The sequence below is a fragment of the Aminobacter sp. P4_D5 genome, from assembly GCF_056401815.1.
The window spans coordinates 1-18,363 of the sequence record NZ_JBFUIP010000114.1; the positions used below are offsets into that span (position 1 = coordinate 1).

At 61.7% G+C, this 18,363-nt stretch carries 23 protein-coding genes; 8 read left to right on the forward strand and 15 right to left on the reverse strand.

Annotated features, from left to right (window positions below):
• Window positions 1–139: 139 nt before the first annotated feature.
• Window positions 140–1,351 (reverse strand): NADP-dependent isocitrate dehydrogenase, encoded by a 1,212-nt coding sequence (locus tag AC1DWF_RS21370; RefSeq protein WP_476842034.1) that lies wholly within the window; start codon window positions 1,349–1,351, stop codon window positions 140–142.
• Window positions 1,352–1,639: 288 nt separating this feature from the next.
• Here AC1DWF_RS21370 and AC1DWF_RS21375 point away from each other — a divergent pair, with 288 nt between their 5' ends.
• A complete protein-coding gene (locus AC1DWF_RS21375; RefSeq protein WP_476785877.1) occupies window positions 1,640–2,521 on the forward strand; it encodes an RNA methyltransferase in 882 nt (293 codons plus the stop codon).
• A complete protein-coding gene (gene murI, locus AC1DWF_RS21380) occupies window positions 2,514–3,314 on the forward strand; it encodes a glutamate racemase (protein ID WP_476785878.1) in 801 nt (266 codons plus the stop codon). Before AC1DWF_RS21375 ends, murI begins: the two co-directional genes overlap by 8 nt.
• Here the strand turns inward: murI and AC1DWF_RS21385 are convergent.
• Both AC1DWF_RS21385 and AC1DWF_RS21390 read right to left on the reverse strand, forming a co-directional pair.
• Window positions 3,301–4,131: an FTR1 family iron permease gene (locus AC1DWF_RS21385; RefSeq protein WP_476788100.1), complete on the reverse strand. Its 831-nt coding sequence runs from the start codon at window positions 4,129–4,131 to the stop codon at window positions 3,301–3,303. The genes murI and AC1DWF_RS21385 overlap by 14 nt on opposite strands.
• A 4-nt stretch (window positions 4,132–4,135) precedes the next feature.
• Window positions 4,136–4,483 carry a cupredoxin domain-containing protein gene (locus AC1DWF_RS21390; protein ID WP_476785880.1) on the reverse strand — a complete coding sequence of 116 codons (348 nt, stop codon included), beginning with the start codon at window positions 4,481–4,483 and terminating at the stop codon, window positions 4,136–4,138.
• A 221-nt stretch (window positions 4,484–4,704) separates the two neighbouring features.
• On the opposite strand from AC1DWF_RS21390, the gene AC1DWF_RS21395 reads away from it, so the two are divergent.
• Complete coding sequence (locus tag AC1DWF_RS21395) at window positions 4,705–4,893, forward strand: DUF3008 family protein (RefSeq protein ID WP_476785881.1); 189 nt, start codon at window positions 4,705–4,707, stop codon at window positions 4,891–4,893.
• A gap of 15 nt (window positions 4,894–4,908) precedes the next feature.
• Here AC1DWF_RS21395 and AC1DWF_RS21400 read toward each other — a convergent pair whose 3' ends face one another.
• Window positions 4,909–5,544, reverse strand: a complete 636-nt coding sequence (locus AC1DWF_RS21400) for an NAD(P)-dependent oxidoreductase (RefSeq protein ID WP_476785882.1) — start codon at window positions 5,542–5,544, stop codon at window positions 4,909–4,911.
• Window positions 5,545–5,692: 148 nt separating this feature from the next.
• On the opposite strand from AC1DWF_RS21400, the gene AC1DWF_RS21405 reads away from it, so the two are divergent.
• The 4 genes from AC1DWF_RS21405 to ttcA all read left to right on the forward strand — a co-directional run bounded on the left by AC1DWF_RS21405 (window position 5,693) and on the right by ttcA (window position 8,743).
• A complete protein-coding gene (locus AC1DWF_RS21405) occupies window positions 5,693–6,103 on the forward strand; it encodes a winged helix-turn-helix transcriptional regulator (RefSeq protein WP_476787069.1) in 411 nt (136 codons plus the stop codon).
• 75 nt (window positions 6,104–6,178) lie between these two features.
• Window positions 6,179–6,886 (forward strand): 2OG-Fe(II) oxygenase, encoded by a 708-nt coding sequence (locus AC1DWF_RS21410; RefSeq protein ID WP_476787070.1) that lies wholly within the window; start codon window positions 6,179–6,181, stop codon window positions 6,884–6,886.
• Window positions 6,887–7,108: 222 nt separating this feature from the next.
• Complete coding sequence (gene rpsD / locus AC1DWF_RS21415; protein ID WP_476842035.1) at window positions 7,109–7,726, forward strand: 30S ribosomal protein S4; 618 nt, start codon at window positions 7,109–7,111, stop codon at window positions 7,724–7,726.
• 177 nt (window positions 7,727–7,903) lie between these two features.
• The gene (ttcA, locus tag AC1DWF_RS21420; RefSeq protein ID WP_476788098.1) at window positions 7,904–8,743 is read left to right on the forward strand and encodes a tRNA 2-thiocytidine(32) synthetase TtcA; all 840 of its coding nucleotides are present in this window, start codon (window positions 7,904–7,906) and stop codon (window positions 8,741–8,743) included.
• A 53-nt stretch (window positions 8,744–8,796) separates the two neighbouring features.
• Here the strand turns inward: ttcA and AC1DWF_RS21425 are convergent, their stop codons facing one another.
• From AC1DWF_RS21425 to AC1DWF_RS21450, 6 genes are all read right to left on the reverse strand, one after another.
• The gene (locus AC1DWF_RS21425) at window positions 8,797–10,062 is read right to left on the reverse strand and encodes a multidrug effflux MFS transporter (RefSeq protein ID WP_476786728.1); all 1,266 of its coding nucleotides are present in this window, start codon (window positions 10,060–10,062) and stop codon (window positions 8,797–8,799) included.
• A gap of 90 nt (window positions 10,063–10,152) precedes the next feature.
• Window positions 10,153–10,488 (reverse strand): Grx4 family monothiol glutaredoxin, encoded by a 336-nt coding sequence (gene grxD, locus AC1DWF_RS21430; protein WP_184697601.1) that lies wholly within the window; start codon window positions 10,486–10,488, stop codon window positions 10,153–10,155.
• 300 nt (window positions 10,489–10,788) lie between these two features.
• Window positions 10,789–11,535, reverse strand: a complete 747-nt coding sequence (locus tag AC1DWF_RS21435) for a class I SAM-dependent methyltransferase (RefSeq protein WP_476783811.1) — start codon at window positions 11,533–11,535, stop codon at window positions 10,789–10,791.
• Window positions 11,536–11,551: 16 nt separating this feature from the next.
• A complete protein-coding gene (locus AC1DWF_RS21440) occupies window positions 11,552–11,785 on the reverse strand; it encodes a BolA family protein (RefSeq protein WP_067962623.1) in 234 nt (77 codons plus the stop codon).
• A 14-nt stretch (window positions 11,786–11,799) separates the two neighbouring features.
• A complete protein-coding gene (purL, locus tag AC1DWF_RS21445; protein WP_476783812.1) occupies window positions 11,800–14,025 on the reverse strand; it encodes a phosphoribosylformylglycinamidine synthase subunit PurL in 2,226 nt (741 codons plus the stop codon).
• A gap of 137 nt (window positions 14,026–14,162) precedes the next feature.
• A complete protein-coding gene (locus tag AC1DWF_RS21450; RefSeq protein ID WP_476783813.1) occupies window positions 14,163–15,578 on the reverse strand; it encodes an aminotransferase-like domain-containing protein in 1,416 nt (471 codons plus the stop codon).
• A 182-nt stretch (window positions 15,579–15,760) separates the two neighbouring features.
• Here AC1DWF_RS21450 and AC1DWF_RS21455 point away from each other — a divergent pair, with 182 nt between their 5' ends.
• A complete protein-coding gene (locus AC1DWF_RS21455; RefSeq protein WP_476783822.1) occupies window positions 15,761–15,898 on the forward strand; it encodes a DUF1127 domain-containing protein in 138 nt (45 codons plus the stop codon).
• Window positions 15,899–16,008: 110 nt separating this feature from the next.
• On the opposite strand, the gene AC1DWF_RS21460 is transcribed toward AC1DWF_RS21455, so the two are convergent.
• From AC1DWF_RS21460 to AC1DWF_RS21480, 5 genes are all read right to left on the reverse strand, one after another.
• On the reverse strand, window positions 16,009–16,416 hold the full coding sequence (locus tag AC1DWF_RS21460) for a hypothetical protein (RefSeq protein ID WP_476783814.1): 408 nt from the start codon (window positions 16,414–16,416) through the stop codon (window positions 16,009–16,011).
• Window positions 16,417–16,467: 51 nt separating this feature from the next.
• Window positions 16,468–17,142: a phosphoribosylformylglycinamidine synthase subunit PurQ gene (gene purQ / locus AC1DWF_RS21465; protein ID WP_476783815.1), complete on the reverse strand. Its 675-nt coding sequence runs from the start codon at window positions 17,140–17,142 to the stop codon at window positions 16,468–16,470.
• Complete coding sequence (locus AC1DWF_RS21470; RefSeq protein WP_476783816.1) at window positions 17,139–17,393, reverse strand: hypothetical protein; 255 nt, start codon at window positions 17,391–17,393, stop codon at window positions 17,139–17,141. The genes purQ and AC1DWF_RS21470 overlap by 4 nt, the downstream gene beginning before the upstream one ends.
• Before the next feature lie 19 nt (window positions 17,394–17,412).
• Window positions 17,413–17,655: a phosphoribosylformylglycinamidine synthase subunit PurS gene (gene purS / locus AC1DWF_RS21475; protein WP_476783817.1), complete on the reverse strand. Its 243-nt coding sequence runs from the start codon at window positions 17,653–17,655 to the stop codon at window positions 17,413–17,415.
• Window positions 17,656–17,726: 71 nt separating this feature from the next.
• On the reverse strand, window positions 17,727–18,363 hold a 637-nt coding region (locus tag AC1DWF_RS21480), incomplete at its 5' end, for a phosphoribosylaminoimidazolesuccinocarboxamide synthase (RefSeq protein ID WP_476842036.1).

An 18,363-nucleotide genomic window follows, 5' to 3' on the forward strand; every position in this document is an offset into this window, starting at 1 on the left:
GCTCGGCCCAATAACCGATATGAAAAGGCTCGCTTCGGCGAGCCTTTTTGTTGCGGCCTCCGGCGCTTGTGCGGGCAGGGCTCCGAACACAAAAAAAGCCCCGGATCGCTCCGGGGCTTTTTCATTCGAGCCAAACAGATCAGGCCATGGCCTTCTGCAGGTTCTCGTCGATCTTGTCGAGGAAGCCGGTGGTCGACAGCCAGGGCTGGTCGGGACCGATCAGCAGCGACAGGTCCTTGGTCATGTAGCCGCTCTCCACGGTCTGGATGCAGACGCGCTCAAGCGTCTCCGCGAAGCGCTTCAGTTCGGTATTGTCGTCAAGCTTGGCGCGATGGGCAAGGCCGCGCGTCCAGGCAAAGATCGAGGCGATCGAGTTGGTCGAGGTCTCTTCGCCCTTCTGGTGCTGGCGATAGTGACGCGTCACGGTGCCGTGGGCGGCTTCCGCTTCCACCGTCTTGCCATCCGGCGTCATCAGCACCGAGGTCATCAGGCCGAGYGAACCRAAGCCCTGSGCMACKRTGTCRGACTGCACGTCGCCGTCATAGTTCTTGCAGGCCCAGACATAGCCGCCCGACCACTTCAGGCTCGAAGCCACCATGTCATCGATCAGGCGGTGCTCGTACCAGAGCTTGCGCGCCTTGAACTCGGCTTCGAACTCCTTCTCGTAGACGTCCTGGAAGATGTCCTTGAAGCGGCCGTCATAGGCCTTGAGGATGGTGTTCTTGGTCGACAGATAAACCGGATAGTTGCGCAGCAGGCCGTAGTTGAGCGAGGCGCGGGCGAACTCGCGGATCGACTCGTCGAGGTTGTACATCGCCATGGCGACACCTGCGCCCGGCGCGTCGAACACTTCGTGCTCGATCACCTGGCCGTCGTCGCCGACGAACTTGATCGACAGCTTGCCCTTGCCGGGGAATTTGAAATCGGTCGCCTTGTACTGGTCGCCGAAGGCATGACGGCCAACGATGATCGGCTTGGTCCAGCCCGGAACCAGGCGCGGCACGTTCTTCATGATGATTGGCTCGCGGAAGATTGTGCCGCCCAAGATGTTGCGGATCGTGCCGTTGGGCGACTTCCACATCTTCTTGAGCTTGAACTCTTCGACGCGCTGCTCGTCAGGCGTGATGGTGGCGCATTTCACGCCGACGCCGTGCTTGTTGATGGCGTTGGCCGCGTCGATCGTCACCTGGTCGTTGGTGGCGTCGCGGTGCTCGATGCCGAGGTCATAATATTCGATGTTGAGGTCGAGRTAGGGGTGGATCARCTTGTCCTTGATGAASTGCCAGATGATSCGGGTCATCTCRTCGCCGTCSAKCTCGACGACGGGGKTSGYCACCTTGATCTTCGCCATAAGAAAATGCCTCTTTTTGCCTGGAACCAGCCGGTCCCGGAGGTTCACGATTGGGAGTGCGGCCCCTATACCAAAGCGCATCGGGCCGCGCAAATGATTGCCACTGCTCGCCCAGTGCTTTTGCTGACAATGTATGAATCGCGGCGTGCCGGGCGTTTTCGACACTTCTTTTCGCGGCAGGTTGCCATTCTTGGCCGGCCGCCCTGCTTTTGCTCACCAGAACTTCATTTTCAGCGCCGAATGTGGCAGGGACGCGCAAAAGGCGCAATTCTCGGTTCAATCGCAGCAATGTCAGACATTTCATCCTCCGCACGGCCTACCGCACCGGTAATCGTTCTTGTCGAGCCTCAGCTCGGCGAGAATATCGGCATGGTGGCGCGCGCCATGGCCAATTTCGGCCTCCGCGAATTGCGCCTGGTCAATCCGCGCGATGGCTGGCCGAGCGAAAAGGCGAGGGCGGCCGCCAGCAGTGCTGACCATGTCATCGACGGCGTTGTCGTCTTCCCCGATCTCGCCTCCGCCGTTGTCGATCTCAATTTCATCTTTGCCACCACAGCGCGCCAGCGCGACGGCTTCAAGCGTGTCGCTGGCCCTGTCGAGGCGGGGCGGACGCTGCGAAGCCACGCCCTATCGGGCCAGCGCACCGGCATCCTGTTCGGCCGCGAGCGTTTCGGCCTCTATAATGAGGAAGTGAGCCTCGCCGACGAGATCGTCACCTTCCCGGTAGACCCGGCCTTTGCCTCGCTCAACATCGCCCAAGCGGTGCTGCTGATGTCCTATGAATGGATGAAGTCTGGTCTGGAAGACGAAACGCAGACCAATTTTGCCGGTCCCGAAATGGTGCCGGCGACCAAAGAGCAGTTGCACGGCTTTCTCAATCATCTTGAAGCTGCCCTCGACGCCCGCGGCTATTTCCGCCCGGCGGCCAAGAAACCCAAGATGGTCGACAATCTGCGTTCGGTGCTGACGCGGCCTGGCTTTTTCGCGCCCGAGCTCAAGGTTCTGCGCGGCGTGGTTGCCTCGCTCGACTATTTCTCGCCCAAGGAGCCGCGCGGCGCCGGCTATCCCGATCGCAAGGCCAAGGTCGACCACGCCGCCCATTCCGGCAGCGCAGGTGCCGATGAGGACGACACGCCGCCAGTCGGCGGCAGGGGGCTCGACAATGACTGATCGCCCGATCCTGATGTTTGATTCAGGCATCGGCGGGCTGACCGTGCTGCGCGAGGCGCGCGTGCTGATGCCGGAGCGCCGTTTCGTCTATGTCGCCGACGATGCGGCATTTCCCTACGGTGCGTGGGAAGAGCCGGCGCTCAAGGCGCGTATCCTCGATCTGTTTGGGGGCCTGCTCGAGCGTTTCGATCCTGAGATTTCGGTCGTTCCCTGCAATACGGCTTCCACGCTGGTCATCGACGCGCTGCGCCAGGCATTTCCTGGCCATCCCTTTGTCGGCACGGTGCCGGCGATCAAGCCGGCAGCCGAGCGCACCCGTTCGGGCCTGGTGTCGGTGCTGGCAACGCCAGGCACGGTCAAGCGGCAATACACGCGCGACCTGATCACCCAATGGGCGACTAAATGCCATGTCAGGCTGGTCGGCAGCGACAGGCTGGCGCAGATGGCTGAGATCTATATGCGCGACGGCTTCGTCGACGAGCAGGCGGTCAAGGACGAGATCGCACCCTGCTTCATCGAACAGGACGGCCACCGCACCGACATCGTTGTGCTTGCCTGCACGCACTATCCGTTCCTGGTCAACCGCATGCGCAAGACGGCTCCCTGGCCGGTCGACTGGATCGATCCGGCCGAGGCGATTGCGCGGCGCGCGGTGTCGCTGCTCAATGGCGACGCAACGGCAAAACGTTCAAAGAAACTGGCATTCGGACGCGATCTTGCGATCTTCACGTCCGGCAAGCCGCATTTCGCCACAGCACGGCTCATGCAGGGATTCGGCCTTAGCCTGGCTTGATTCCACCCGAAGCCTGCGAGCGACGTACCAGTGCCGAAGCCGTCACGATGAGCACGACCGTTGCGACATAGGCTGCTATCTGGATGCCTTCTGGCCGCGCGACATATCCGACGAGGATATGAAGCAGGAAGCCGACAGGATTGGTCTGCGGCAGGATTTCCGACGTGTTCCAGATATCGTAGCCCAATGCCGGCAGGTAGCCTGCCTGGACCAGGAATGCGGCAGCCTGCGCGGCAAGGCCGGCAGCGAGCATGATGATGATGACGCCGGTGATGCGGAATATCAGCTTGAGTGGTACGCTCAACAGCCCCGCATAAAACAATCCGCCGACCAGTGCCGCGCCAATCACGCCGAGCGCGCCGCCTTGCAGCATCGTCGCCACGCTGAGTTTGCCTTCGATGGCGATGCCATAGAGGAACAGCACCGTCTCAGATCCCTCGCGCAGCACGGCGATTGCGCAGATGATTGCCAAGGCAGACAGTGGCTTTGCTCCTTCCTTCACCGCCTTGCCGACAGCGCGGCTTTCGCCGACCAGTTCCGTGGCATGAGTGCTCATCCAGACCTGGTGCCAGGCAAGCATCGCCACGGCGATCAGCAGCACTACAGCGTTGAACAGCTCAGTGCCGTTGCCGTCGAACAGATCCGACAGGCCACTGGCGAAAAAGGCAACGATGGCAGCCCCGGCCAGACCGGCACAGACACCGCCTGCAACCCAGCCGGCGCGGCCGCTTATGCCCTTGCTCGATGCCAGCACGATGGAAACGATCAGCGCGGCTTCGAGCGTTTCGCGAAAGACGATGACGAATGTCGAAAGCATCGGCTCACTCCGCAAACAGGTTGCCCAGAGCCGTTTCCTTGTGCCGATCGCCGAAGAAACCATAGCTGCCCGCAGCCAAGGGTCCGACATGCAGTTTGATCTGCTTGCCGCCCGCCACGACCTTTTCGACATGGAAGTCGTTGCTTTCGAACTCCTCGGCAGTCGGATCGTCGTTGACGACGACGAGGTCGAATGCCTTGCCAGCCGGCACGGTCAGGGCCTGCGGCTTGAAATGGTGATCCTTGATGGTGATGGTGTAGGCGTCTTGGGTCTCGGCGGCTTGCGAAACCAGGCTCAAGCCAAGGAAAAGCCCGGCTGCAAGAGCTGCAATCGACGTGGAAGGAGCGAACATGGTGATGACCTCATAGTCCTCGCCATCGTCCACCCGGGCGGGCAAGGATCGGGTCAGAATAGAAAGATGATAGGTGTTGTCAAGTTAATTGCGTAGTTTGGAATCGCTCTAAATACAATGATTACAACATGTTAGAGAATTGAGTGCGGTTTGAAGGGTGGGCGTGGAACCCTGCGCTGTGGAGTGCGTTTGGYTCATGTTCAACAACAGGAGGCGAAGCCATGCCTGCCATGTCAAAAGCCCAGCAAAAGGCCGCCGGAGCGGCCCTTGCCGCCAAGCGCGGCGAGATCAAGAAGAGCGAACTGTTCGGCGCATCGAAGGAAATGTTCGAGTCGATGACCGAAAAGCAGCTTGAGGAGTTCGCCGAGACCAAGCGCAAGGGCTTGCCGGAGCACAAGACAAAGCACTGAGCCCCGGCAATCCGATCAGTAGCCCACAGTGAAGCGCTTGCCGGTGTGCTTGGGCGTTTCGGCCTCGTCGACAATGGCCACAGCCAGGTCTTGCACCGAGATGTGGCTTTCGCCCTTGGCATCGAACACCGGTTGGTCGGAGCCGATGCGGAATTTTGCGGTGCGTTCGCCGGGCGCCATCATGATGGCGGGCGAGATGAACGACCATTCCAGGCCGGTTTCCGTACGTAGTGCCGCGAGTGCGTCGCGTGCCGCGCGTGCGCCGTCCTTGTAGGCGTCGGGGAAGTTCGGCCCGTCGACGAGTTGCTTGCCGTCGATTTCGAGGCTGCCGGCGCCGCCGACCACGATCAGGCGCTTGCCGGCGGCTTTGGCTGCGGCAACGATGGCCTTCGAGCCGGCGAGATGCTTGGCATAGATGTCGGGATCGCCCCAACCGCCATTGAAGGCGGAGATGACGACATCGCTACCCGAAATCGCAGCTTTCAGCGCCTCCATGTCATTGGCGTCAGCCTGTACGGCAGTGACGCCGTCGAGCTGGGCGACCTTCGCCGGGCTGCGGACAATAGCGGTGACCTTGTGGCCGCGTGAGGCCGCTTCCTTGAGTACCGTGGTGCCGACAAAGCCGGATGCGCCGATGAGAGCGATGTTCATGACTGTTCTCCTGTTCGGCCTGCTTTGCCTTTGGGTGCATAAGCAGGTATGATTTGTAATCAGGTTACCAACGATAACCATATAGAGCGAACGAAAGGGCTCGAAAAGAACGCATGATTTCGTGCCCAGGTTACCTCAGGAGAACCGCATGAACGCATCTGTGAAGACAGCCGCCGCGGCACCGCTGCTGCACACCACGCCCGGCTTCGAGAGCGACGGCCGTGGTGCCTGTCCTATCCGCGAGGTGCTCGACCGCGTCGGCGACACCTGGAGCATCCTGGTCATCATCAACCTTCAGGAGCAGCCGGTGCGCTTCAATGCGTTGAAGCGCTCCATCGAAGGCATTTCGCAGCGCATGCTGACGGTTACCTTGCGCTCGCTCGAGCGCGACGGGCTGGTCACGCGTACCGTGCGGCCAACGACGCCGCCGGAGGTCGAGTACGGATTGACCGAACTCGGCCAGTCGATAGCCGTACCGATCGCAGCACTCGGCAGCTGGGCGGCAAATAATCGCGACCACATGCGCCAGGCCAGACAAGCGTTCGACCTCGAATCGTGAACTCGCGCAGGAATCGGAATGCGGCGGCCATCATGACGGCCTAGCCTCGGCGCCATCTAGAGATGGAGCGCCGCCATGAATGCCGACAACATTGTTTCGAGCCTGGATTGGGGGCGAATCGCCAGTGACCTCGACGAATTCGGGGTCGCGCCGACTGGTCCCTTGCTCGACCGGCAGACCTGCCTCGACCTGAGGGCGCTCTACGAGCACGACAAACATTTTCGTAGCCGGATCGTCATGCAGCGCCACGGCTTTGGATCGGGCGAGTACAAATATTTCGGCAATCCGCTGCCCGAGACGATATCGGGCCTGCGCCACGCCTTTTACGGACGGCTGGCACCTCTGGCCAATGGCTGGAACGAGCGTATGGGGCTCGACCGGCGCTATCCCGATGAACTCGACGCGTTCCTTGCCGAATGCCACGCCGACGGCCAGACCAAGCCGACGCCGCTTTTGCTGAAATATGGCGCGGGCGATTACAACTGCCTGCATCAGGACGTCTACGGCGCGCACCTGTTTCCAGTGCAGCTGGTGATTCTGCTCTCCGACCCGCAATCCGAGTTCGAGGGCGGCGAGTTTGTGATGACCGAGCAGCGTCCGCGTATGCAATCGCGCGCCGAAGTGGTATCGCTTGGCATCGGGCAGGGCGCGCTGTTTGCCGTCAACGACCGACCAAAGGCCGGCACGCGTGGTGATTACCGCGTCAAGATGCGCCACGGCGTCAGCCGGATACGTGCAGGCGAGCGCTTCACGCTTGGGGTTATCTTCCACGACGCGAAATGAGCCGGCTCCCAGCCGCAGCGTTGACATTCCAGGATGTTTCGCCTAGTTAGCCGCCAACGCCGGGCCGAACGCCCGGTGTTTTATTTGACGTGTCCCGTGGACCTTTTCCGCAATGCGTGCGTGGAAGATCCTGTCAGGCTTCGAAAACGGAGGCCAGAGGAGGGCGCGTTTCCTTCACTCGAAACATGAGGTTTCGGGTGTATTGTTTTGAAAGGGAATGCGATGAGCAAGCGCGAATCCGCGAAATACAAGATTGACCGCCGTCTTGGCGAGAACATTTGGGGCCGCCCGAAGTCCCCGGTTAACAAGCGTGAATACGGCCCCGGCCAGCACGGCCAGCGCCGCAAGGGCAAGCTCTCGGACTTCGGTCTGCAGCTGCGCGCCAAGCAGAAGCTGAAKGGTCACTACGGCGACGTTTCGGAAAAGCAGTTCCGCAAGACCTACGAAGAGGCTAACCGCCGYAAGGGCGACACCTCCGAGAACCTGATCGRCCTGCTCGAGTCGCGTCTGGATGCGGTCGTCTACCGCGCCAAGTTCGTGCCGACCATTTTCGCGGCCCGTCAGTTCGTCAACCACGGCCATGTCAACGTCAACGGCGTCCGCACCAACATTAGCTCGTACCGCTGCAAGGCTGGCGACGTGATCGAGGTCCGCGAGAAGTCGAAGCAGCTGGTCATAGTGCTTGAGGCCGTTGGTCTCGCCGAGCGCGACGTTCCTGACTACATCGAAGTCGATCACAACAAGATGGTTGCGACCTTCGCTCGCGTTCCCGGCCTGTCGGACGTTCCGTACGCAGTGCAGATGGAACCGAACCTCGTCGTCGAATTCTATTCGCGCTAATCCCTCCGGATCAGCATCGAATTGCAGAGAGCGGCCGGAAACGGCCGCTCTTTTCGTTTGTCCGTGGTGCTGTACGCTCCTTCAGCGCCTTGCACCGCAGCCGATAATGCGAAATATGCGCTCCAAGTGGTCAAGTCGGGCGCTGGCCCGGCCGATGCCGAGTGTAAGGAAGGCCTCATGGGTATTCACGAAGCAGATGCGCTGGCCGAGCCTGCCGAAGGTGCATTCCCGCTCTATCGCGACGCGCCGTCCTCGGTGGAGTTCAACAAGCTGCGCAAGCGGTTGCTGCGGCTCACCCGCCAGGCGATCGAGGACTACGCCATGGCCAAGCCGGGCGAGCGCTGGCTGGTGGCGCTGTCGGGAGGCAAGGATTCCTACGGCCTGCTTGCGGTGCTTATGGATCTCAAATGGCGCGGCCTGCTGCCGGTCGAGCTGCTTGCCTGCAATCTCGACCAGGGCCAGCCGAACTTTCCCAAGAACGTGCTGCCCGACTACCTCAATGCCAATGGCATCGCCCACCGCATCGAGTACCGCGACACCTATTCGGTGGTTACCGACAAGATCGCCGAGGGCAATACCTATTGTTCATTGTGCTCGCGGCTGAGGCGAGGGCACCTCTACCGCATCGCGCGTGAGGAGGGCTGCTCGGCCCTGGTGCTCGGCCACCACCGCGAGGACATCCTCGAAACCTTCTTCATGAACATGTTCCATGGCGGCCGCCTTGCCGCCATGCCGCCCAAGCTGATGAATGACGAGGGCGACGTCATGGTGCTCAGGCCTCTTGCACTGTGCGCCGAGGCCGACCTCGCCAAATTCGCCGATGGCATGAAGTTCCCGATCATCCCCTGCGACCTGTGCGGCAGCCAGGAAGGGCTCCAGCGCAACGCCATGAAGGCGATGCTGGACGACATTGAAAAGCGCATGCCGGGCCGCAAGGACACGATGCTGCGGGCGCTTTCCAATACGCGGCCCTCGCATTTGCTCGACCGCAAGCTGTTCGATTTTACGAGTCTGTAGCCACCTGCAGCGCCGGCCCGAAAACCAGAATCGGCTTTCGGGCCTGACTGCGCTCAGTGAGCGTCTGTCAGCACCGGTGTCGTGTCATGCTGGCCGTGGAACAGTTTTCCCTTCTCGGCAATCAGCACCATCACCAAGCCGACCGCAGCAACGCCGCAAAAGCCGATCGCCAATGGCACTGTCGTGCCGTCGAAGGACTGGCCGATCGCGGCCCCGATCAGTCCGCCACCGAGCGTCTGCATGAAGCCCTGCACCGATGAGGCCGTACCCGCGATATGGCCGAGCGGCTCCATGGCGATGGAGTTGAAGTTCGAGCCGATCCAGCCGAACTGGAACATCGCCAGCGCAAATAGCACGATGAAGGCCCCAAACGGCACGGGTCCGGTCAGCGACCAGATGAGCCAGATCGCGCTCACCAAGAGGAAGCCGAGCAGCGCGCCGTGCGATAGCTTGCGCATGCCGAGCTTGACGACCAGGCGCGAGTTGAGGAACGATGACACCGACATCATGCCGGCAATCGCCGCAAAGACCAGCGGGAACCACACGCCGAGCCCGTAGAGGCCGACATAGACCTGCTGTGCCGAGTTGATGAACCCGAACAGCGCGCCGAAGATCGTCATCGACGCCAGCGTGTACCACAGCGACATGCGCGTGGTGAGCACGGTGCGGAAGCCCCTGGCGATCGACAGCACCGACAGCGGCCGGCGATCCTCCGGATGCATCGTCTCGGGCAGGCGGATCGCCGCCCACATGGTGATGGCAAGCGCCGACACGGCCATGACGATGAAGATCATGTGCCATTCCGAAAACAGCATGACGATCTGGCCAATTCCGGGGGCTAGCACCGGCACGATCATGAACACCATGAAGATCAGCGACATGATCTCGGCCATCTGCCGTCCGCCGAAGCGGTCGCGCACCACCGAGACCGCGATCACGCGCGTCGAGGCCGCACCGATTCCCTGGACGAAGCGCAGCAAAAGCAAAGTTTCGAAGCTTGGCGCGAAAGCTGCGGCAAAGGCAGCAATTATATAGATGCCGAGGCCAAACAGCAGCGGTTTGCGCCGGCCGAACCGGTCGGAGGCCGGGCCATAGGCAAGCAGTGCCAGCGCCAGGCCCGCAAAATAGGCGGTGATCACATATTGGCGGTGGTTTTCACTCTCGACATTGAGGCTGGACCCGATCTGCTGGAGCGCCGGCAACATGATGTCGACGGCGAGCGCATTGACCGCCATCAGCGCTGCGGCCAGCGCGATGAATTCCCAACGCGGAATCGGAAACACGCCCGGTTGGGCGCTCGGAGAGACTTTCTGTTCCATCAGGAATCCAATTCAAACGGAAATGCGCCGGAAAGCCGGCGCATTTGCCACAAATGGACCCCGGAACAGGCCGGAGCCGGTACTTTTAAATCAGGCGGCGCCCTTGACGCTCACGCCCTTCTCTTGAAGGAACGACTGCAACTCGCCGGCCTGGAACATCTCACGGATGATGTCGCAGCCGCCCACGAACTCGCCCTTGACGTAGAGCTGCGGGATCGTTGGCCAGTTGGAGTAGTCCTTGATGCCTTGGCGAAGTTCGTTCGAGGTCAGCACGTTGACGCCCTTGTAGTCGACCCCGAGGTAATCGAGGATCTGGACGACCTGGCCCGAAAAGCCGCACTGCGGAAAGCCGGGCGTGCCCTTCATGAACACCACGACGTCCTGGCTCTTCACTTCGCTGTCGATGTACTCGTTGATTCCGCTCATGGCGTCTAAACCTCAATCTGGCCGAACTCGTGTAGTCGGCAATATCCACTAGACTGCTAGCACTAGCTACTATGTGGTTGCAACAGTCGAGCTTTCCAAGCGACGCGTCGACCCGAAAACTGAAAAACGCAATAGCACGATCTGTGCTCAGGTCCAGAGCCGCCGCTCGCCACAGTACCGGTTGCCAAGGATGCCGGCGCTCGAACGGGCACGTTCCGTGCGATGGCGGCTCGTTCGCTTCCTGGCTGGCCTCAAAAGCTTCTCGATCTGGCGCAGCGTCGCTAAGTGAGGTGTGCCGGTCTATTTGACCGCGCGCACGCAGATAAAGGCGGGCGACCGGCTCAGTTCGGCAAAATGCCTTGGGTCGATTGTCGCCATTTCAGCCACTGGCAACGGCTCGACAAAACGGTCGAGGCGCCAGCCGGCACCACTCAGGCCGTTCAAAATATCTTGAAGTGGTCGGCGGTAGGATTCGACGAAGGGTGCTGGCTCGCCAAACCCGCCCCAATGCATGCCCCAGGGGTTCGTCGCGAAATAGTCGGCGTCGCCACGCGTTCTCGGATCGGCCCAGTCGCGCATCGGGTGGCCCATCGAAAACACGAGCCGCCCTCCCGGTCGCGCAATGCGGTGGAACTCGGTGAAGACCGGCTTGAGGTCCTCGACATAATCGAGCGCCAGCGAACAGAGGATTGCGTCGGCACTGTCGCTTCCAAGCCAGTCGAGCGGCTTGGAAAGGTCGCCTTCGCGGACATCGACGTCGAGCCCGGCACATCGCGCCCGCGCCAGCACCGTCATCTCCGGGGTGATATCGAAGGCGCGAACCTTCGCGCCCTGGCGCGCCAGCTTTTCCGAGCAGATGCCCGAACCGCAGCCGGCGTCGACAACGTCCTGGCCCTTCACATCGCCAAGCAACGCGAGCGATGCCGGACGCTCGTAAAGCGCGTTGTGCGGCTTGGTAGGTGCTGTCGCATCATAGCGCTCGGCGAAGCTCGCATAAGCGCGCCGGGCGATCTGTTGGCTGTCGGTGTCGTCGGAACGATCGGACATCGGCAGGCGACGTACGTTATTCCGGAATGCTGGTCTGCAGGGCGAGCGCATGTAGCACGCCGCCCATATTCCCCTTCAGCGCGTCATAGACCATCTGGTGCTGCTGCACGCGGGTCTTGCCACGGAAGCTTTCCGACACGACCTCGGCGGCATAATGATCGCCGTCGCCAGCGAGATCGCGGATGGTCACCCGGGCATCCGGAATGCCGTCCTTGATCATCCGCTCAATGTCGTGTGCGTCCATTGCCATGCCGTTTTCCCCGATCAGTTGTTCATGAACCGAGGGAACCAGGATTCGTGAGCCGTGGTCAACTCGTCAATTGATATGGCGCGCGCCTCGCCCAGTTTCAATTCCTGGCCGCCGGTCGTGCCGATCCACGGAGCATGAATCCCGAGCGCCTTGGCCTCGTTCCACAATTCCTGCATCTCAGCCGACTTGGGGTCAAGCTTGACAGTCACCAGATAGCGCCCCTGGTCTTCGCCGAAGAACACCGGGATCGGGTTGGTGCCGCTGAGACCGGGAACGGTGGCGCCGATGCCGGAAGCCATCGCCATCTCCGCGAGTGCCACTGCAAGACCGCCATCAGATAGGTCGTGCACGGCGGTAGCCTGGCCGTTGCGGATCAGCTTGCGAACGAAGTCGCCGACCTTCTTTTCGTGCTCGAGATCGACTGCCGGCGGCGGGCCGTCGGTGCGGCCATGCACGTCGCGCATGTAGATCGACTGGGCAAGGTGGCTGCCCCACTGGGCCGGGCCGCCGACAAGCAGGATCACTTCGCCTTCGCGGGCAAAGCAGGCCTTGGCCATCTTCGACCAGTCGTCGATCAGGCCAACGCCGCCGATTGTCGGCGTCGGCAGGATTCCTTGCCCGTTGGTCTCGTTGTAAAGCGACACATTGCCCGAAACGATCGGGAAGCCGAGTGCGCGGCAGGCCTCGCCGATGCCTTTCACGGCTCCGACCAACTGCCCCATGATCTCGGGCCGCTCGGGGTTGCCGAAATTGAGGTTGTCGGTAGCAGCCAGCGGTTCGGCACCGGTCGCAGTCAGGTTGCGCCAGCACTCGGCCACGGCCTGCTTGCCGCCCTCATAGGGATCGGCCTCGCAATAGCGCGGCGTCACGTCCGACGAAAACGCCAGCGCCTTGGTGGCATGGCCCTCGACGCGCACAACGCCGGCGTCGCCGCCGGGGCGCTGCAGCGAGTTGCCCTGGATCATCGTGTCATACTGCTCCCACACCCAGCGCCGCGATGACAGATCCGCACCGTCGAGCATCTTGAGCAGCGCATCGGCGACATCGGCCTGCGGAACATCGTCGGCGGCAAGCGGCGCGCGCTTGGCCGGTTCGACCCACGGGCGATCATATTCGGGAGCCTCGTCGCCGAGTTCCTTGATCGGCAGGTTGGCCACTTCCTTGCCCTGATGCAGGACGCGGAAGCGCAGGTCGTCGGTGGTCTTGCCGACGATGGCGAAGTCGAGGCCCCATTTGACGAAGATTGCCTCGGCTTCTTCTTCCTTTTCGGGACGCAGCACCATGAGCATGCGCTCCTGGCTTTCCGACAGCATCATCTCGTAGGCGCTCATGCGCTCTTCGCGCACCGGCACCTTGTCGAGGTCGAGTTCGATGCCGAGGTCGCCCTTGGCGCCCATTTCAACGGCCGAGCAGGTCAGGCCGGCAGCACCCATGTCCTGGATCGCGATGACCGCGCCCGACGCCATCAGTTCGAGGCACGCTTCGAGCAGGCATTTTTCGGTGAACGGATCGCCGACCTGCACGGTCGGGCGCTTCTCGTCGATCTTGTCGTCGAATTCGGCCGAAGCCATGGTCGCGCCGCCGACACCGTCGCGGCCGGTCTTGGCCCCGAGATAGACTACCGGCAAGCCGACACCCTTGGCCTGCGACAGGAAGATCCCGTCGGTCTTGGCAAGACCAGCTGCAAAGGCGTTGACCAGAATGTTGCCATTGTAGCGGGCGTCGAAATTCACTTCGCCGCCAACGGTCGGCACGCCGAAGGCATTGCCGTAGCCGCCGACGCCGGCAACCACACCTGAAACCAGATGGCGCGTCTTAGGATGGTCAGGTGCGCCGAAGCGCAGCGCGTTCATCGAGGCAATCGGCCGCGCGCCCATGGTGAAAACGTCGCGCAGAATGCCACCAACGCCGGTCGCCGCACCCTGGTAGGGCTCGATGAAGGAGGGGTGGTTGTGGCTCTCCATCTTGAAGACCACGCAGTCGCCGTCGCCGATATCGACAACGCCAGCATTTTCGCCCGGACCCTGGATGACCCGCTCGCCCTTGGTCGGCAGCGTCCGCAGCCACTTCTTCGACGATTTGTACGAACAATGCTCGTTCCACATCGCCGAGAAGATGCCGAGCTCGGTGAAGGTCGGCTCGCGCCCGACAAGGTCGAGGATACGCTGGTATTCGTCTGGCTTGAGCCCGTGCGCGGCAATGAGCTCGCCGGTGATCTTCACGTCGTTCTGAATAGTCATCGTAGATCGCAGAATCCGTTGGGGGAACCGTTGGTGGCTCAATAGCGCATCATTGGGCCAGGATATACCGCCAAAGGCCAGAAAATCGCCCCTATGGCAAGGAAACGGGACTGTTGGCAGCGGGGATGTGGATGGGCTCAGCCGAAACTGTCGTAGCCGGCGCGCCCCTCGTCGAGCAGGCGGCGCAGCTTTGCCAGCCCCTGGCTCACCTCGACCTGCGTGCGCGCCGATGAAATGCCGATCCTGACGCGGTGGAACACCTGGTCCGAGCGCCCGGCCTTGAACTCGTCTTCGTCGTCGATCAGCACGCCTTGCTCATAGGCGGCGTTCTTGAACGTGCCGGAATTCCACGGTTCCGGAAGGGCCAGCCAGACGAAGGGAATATTGGGCGTGGTGTTGAAGTCGCAGCCGTCCAGCGCCTTGCGCACAATGTCGAGACGGGCGTTGATCTCGGCGATCGAGCGGGCACGTATCGCCGCGGCCGCGCCCGAAAGCACCAGCTGGGCGCACGTTTCCGCCAATAGGAACGGCATGCCGCCGGTGACCATCTTGTGCGCAACCCGGATGCTGTGGCGGAAATGCGCCGGGCTTGACAGCCAGCCGCCGCGCACGCCAGCCGCCACCGATTTGGACAGGCCGCCCACAACGAACACGCGTTCAGGGGCGAATTCGGCCAGAAGCGGCGTGCGGTCGTCGGTGAGCGCGCCGTAAAGGTCGTCCTCGATCAGCAGCACGTTGTGCTTGCGCGCGATCTCGGCAATCGCCTGCCGGCGCTCGCGTGGCATGATCACGCCTGTCGGGTTCTGAGCCGTGGGCATCAGGAATGCCAGTTTCGGGTGCTTTTGGGCGCAGACGCGTTCGAAATCATCGGGGTCGATGCCGTGTTCGTCCGAATTGACCAATGCCATGCGCCGACCGATCAGGCCGGCACTGCGCGCGATCTGGGTATAGGTCACATGCTCGAACAGGATGTGGTCGCCCGGAGAGCTTGCCGCTGCAATGATCGCAACGACAGCGGCATGCGCGCCGAGCGTCGGTACGATGCTGTCAGGCGCGGCCATAAAACCGTTGCGCGACAGCCATGCGCTGCCTGCCTCGAACCAATGTTCGGGAAATGTCCTTGTATAGCTCGTCATGTCGTCGGGATTGTCCCGGCTGATCGCGGCCAGGATTGTCTCGATTTCGCTGCTCTGTCCGACATTGGGTGCTGCTGTGCTGTCGAAGCGCAGCTTTCCAGGCGCTGCCTCGACTGAGCGTGATCCCTCATGGGGCAGGGCAGGCGACGCGCTGGGCGCAGGCTGCTCGCTGTGGCGCGCAAGGATGTAAGTGCCGCGACCGACTTCTCCGCTCACCAGGCCGCGTTCGCGCAACAGCGCGTAGGCGCGCCCGACAGTGCCGATGGTCACGCCGATATCGTAGGCGAGGTTGCGCTGCGGCGGCAGCTTGGTTCCGGAGGCTAGAACGCCGCTGTCGATGTCGCTTTCGATGCGTTCGGCCAGGCGCAGATAGAGTGGGCCAGAGCCGGACGAGAGGTCGGGAAGCCAAATTGTCATGGTGACAATTCCTATATTGCGATCATCATTGAGTCAATTCATAGCATTGTTCGTCGAAAATAGACACAATCTGGATCATTGCTATGGGTACAATAGGTGCAATTGAAGGGGGCGTCACAGCTTCATCCCCAGCGGAGAAGCACAGCTCATTCCGCAATCTGGCGAAGGTTCCACTCAATCTCATGCGATGGCTGTCGCGCTGCATCGAGCGGCGGCGCACCCGATTGAGCCTGCTGGACCTCACGGACGAACAATTGTCCGATATCGGCATCTCGCGTTGCGATGCCTATCGCGAAGGAATCCGCTCGTTTTACGACTGAGGGTTTTCGGATTGTCCCGACCCACGGGCAGTTCGACATTGGTGGAGGCGCCCCTGTGCCTCCACCACTTTTTCAGCCGAAGCTGATTGCAGAAGCCTGTCGACTGTGCCTCAAGCGGTGCCGGTGCAGGCAGGGTTGCCGGAACTCCAGCGGGTGATATCAGAGCCGATGCGTGCGCCGAGCGCCTGGTCCATCAACGGACCGAACGCTTGCACCTGGCTCGAATTGCCTTGTGCCTGCACCACCAGCAGCGGCCTTGCGCCATATTGCTTGGCCGGCACCAAAAGGAAGCGTGGCGTGCCGCCGAAATTATTGAGTTCGTTGGCCATCTGGTAGGCTTTGAAGGCCGGGTCCTTGCTGGCGAACCAGCATTTATGCGCGGCGATTGCCACCTGTTCCATCGAACGAAGCGATGCACTCTTGCCCGACGCTGACGGCGCTGGCGTCTTCGGGCCGGAGTTGCAGGCGGCGAGACCAATGACTGCGGCCGCTGCCGCCAGAATCCGCAGTGACTTCATTCGCCGATGCCCGCCCTTATCAATTGGATGAAATGAAGAGAATTCCCGGCCTTACGCTGCCTTGGCCAGGCCGAGCGCGCTTTCAAACAGCGCGCGGCCATCATTGCCGCCATGCGCCGCCTCGATCAGGTTCTCCGGGTGCGGCATCAGCCCAAGCACGTTGCCTGATTTGTTGATGATGCCGGCGATGTCGTTGATCGAGCCGTTCGGGTTGGTTCCTTCGGCGTAGCGGAACACCACCTGGCCGTTGCCTTCGAGCTGGTTGAGTGTCTCGGGATCGGCGAAATAATTGCCGTCGTGATGCGCCACAGGGCAGCGGATGATCTGGCCGGCCGAATAGTTGCGGGTGAACGCGGTGTTGGCGTTGGCGATTTCGAGCTTCACTTCGCGGCAGACGAATTTGAGCGAGGTGTTGCGCATCAAGGCGCCGGGCAGGAGGCCTGCTTCAACCAGGATTTGGAAGCCGTTGCACACGCCGACAACTTGCACGCCCTTGGCGGCCTTTTCGGCAACCGCGCGCAGCACCGGCATGCGAGCTGCGATCGCGCCGCAGCGCAGATAGTCGCCGAAGGAAAAACCACCGGGAATGGCGATCAGGTCGACATCGGGGATTTCCGTGTCGGTCTGCCAGACGGTGACCGGGGCCCTGCCCGAAATCTTGGTCAGCGCCGCGATCATGTCGCGGTCGCGGTTCAGGCCGGGGAGGAGAACGACTGCTGATTTCATTTCGGTTCGTAAGGCCTCTGAGATTCGGCGAGTTCACGCAGTTCCAAACGACGCTCGATGCGCTCGAGGCTTTCGTCGTGGCGATCGAGCTTGGCGTAGATGTTATGGACGTCGTTCTGCATCGAAAGCATGTGGCCGCGAATTGAGATAAGCTCCTGCTTCACCTCCCGGATGCCGTGTTCGACGCCATCCAAGCGAGACTGAATTTTCTTCAGTACTTCATAAAGCAGTTCACTTGTGACTTCCGTCACTACACCCTCCGGTGCAACCTCAGATAAGCGTCACACTATAGTTCTCAATCACTGTGTTCGCCAGAAGCTTCTCGCACATGGCGTTGAGGTCGGCTTCCGCCTTGGCGCGGTCGATGCTGTCGAGCTCGACGTCGAACACCTTGCCCTGGCGCACGGAACCGACGCCGCCGAAGCCCAGGCCGTCGAGCGCATGCTCGATCGCCTTGCCTTGCGGGTCGAGAACGCCGTTCTTGAGGGTGACGGTGACGCGGGCCTTGATCACGGGCGGAATTCTCCGGCTATTCGTCTACAAAAAAGGGAAGGGCGCGGTCGATCCGCGCCCTGCTGCTTAGCTTAGTGCTTGACGAGAACCGGGCCGGTCGGGCGCGGGGTCTCGTTTTCGTTCATGATGCCAAGGCGGCGTGCCACTTCCTGGTAAGCCTCGACCAGTCCGCCCATGTCGCGGCGGAAGCGGTCCTTGTCGAGCTTGTCCTGGGTGGCGACGTCCCACAGGCGGCAGCTGTCGGGCGAAATCTCGTCGGCGACGACGATGCGCATCATGTCGCCCTCATACAGCCGGCCGCATTCGATCTTGAAATCGACGAGCTGGATGCCGACGCCCATGAACAGGCCGGAGAGGAAGTCGTTGACGCGGATGGCCAGCGCCATGATGTCGTCGATTTCCTGCGGGCTTGCCCAGCCGAATGCCGTGATGTGCTCTTCAGAGACCATCGGGTCATCGAGCGCATCGGCCTTGTAGTAGAATTCGATGATCGAGCGCGGCAGCACGGTGCCTTCCTCGATGCCCAGGCGCTTGGCCAGCGAGCCAGCGGCGACGTTGCGCACCACAACCTCGAGCGGGATGATCTCGACTTCCTTGATCAGCTGCTCACGCATGTTGAGCCGGCGGATGAAGTGGGTCGGAATGCCCATGCGGTTCAGGTGGTTGAAGATGTGCTCGGAAATACGGTTGTTGAGCACGCCCTTGCCG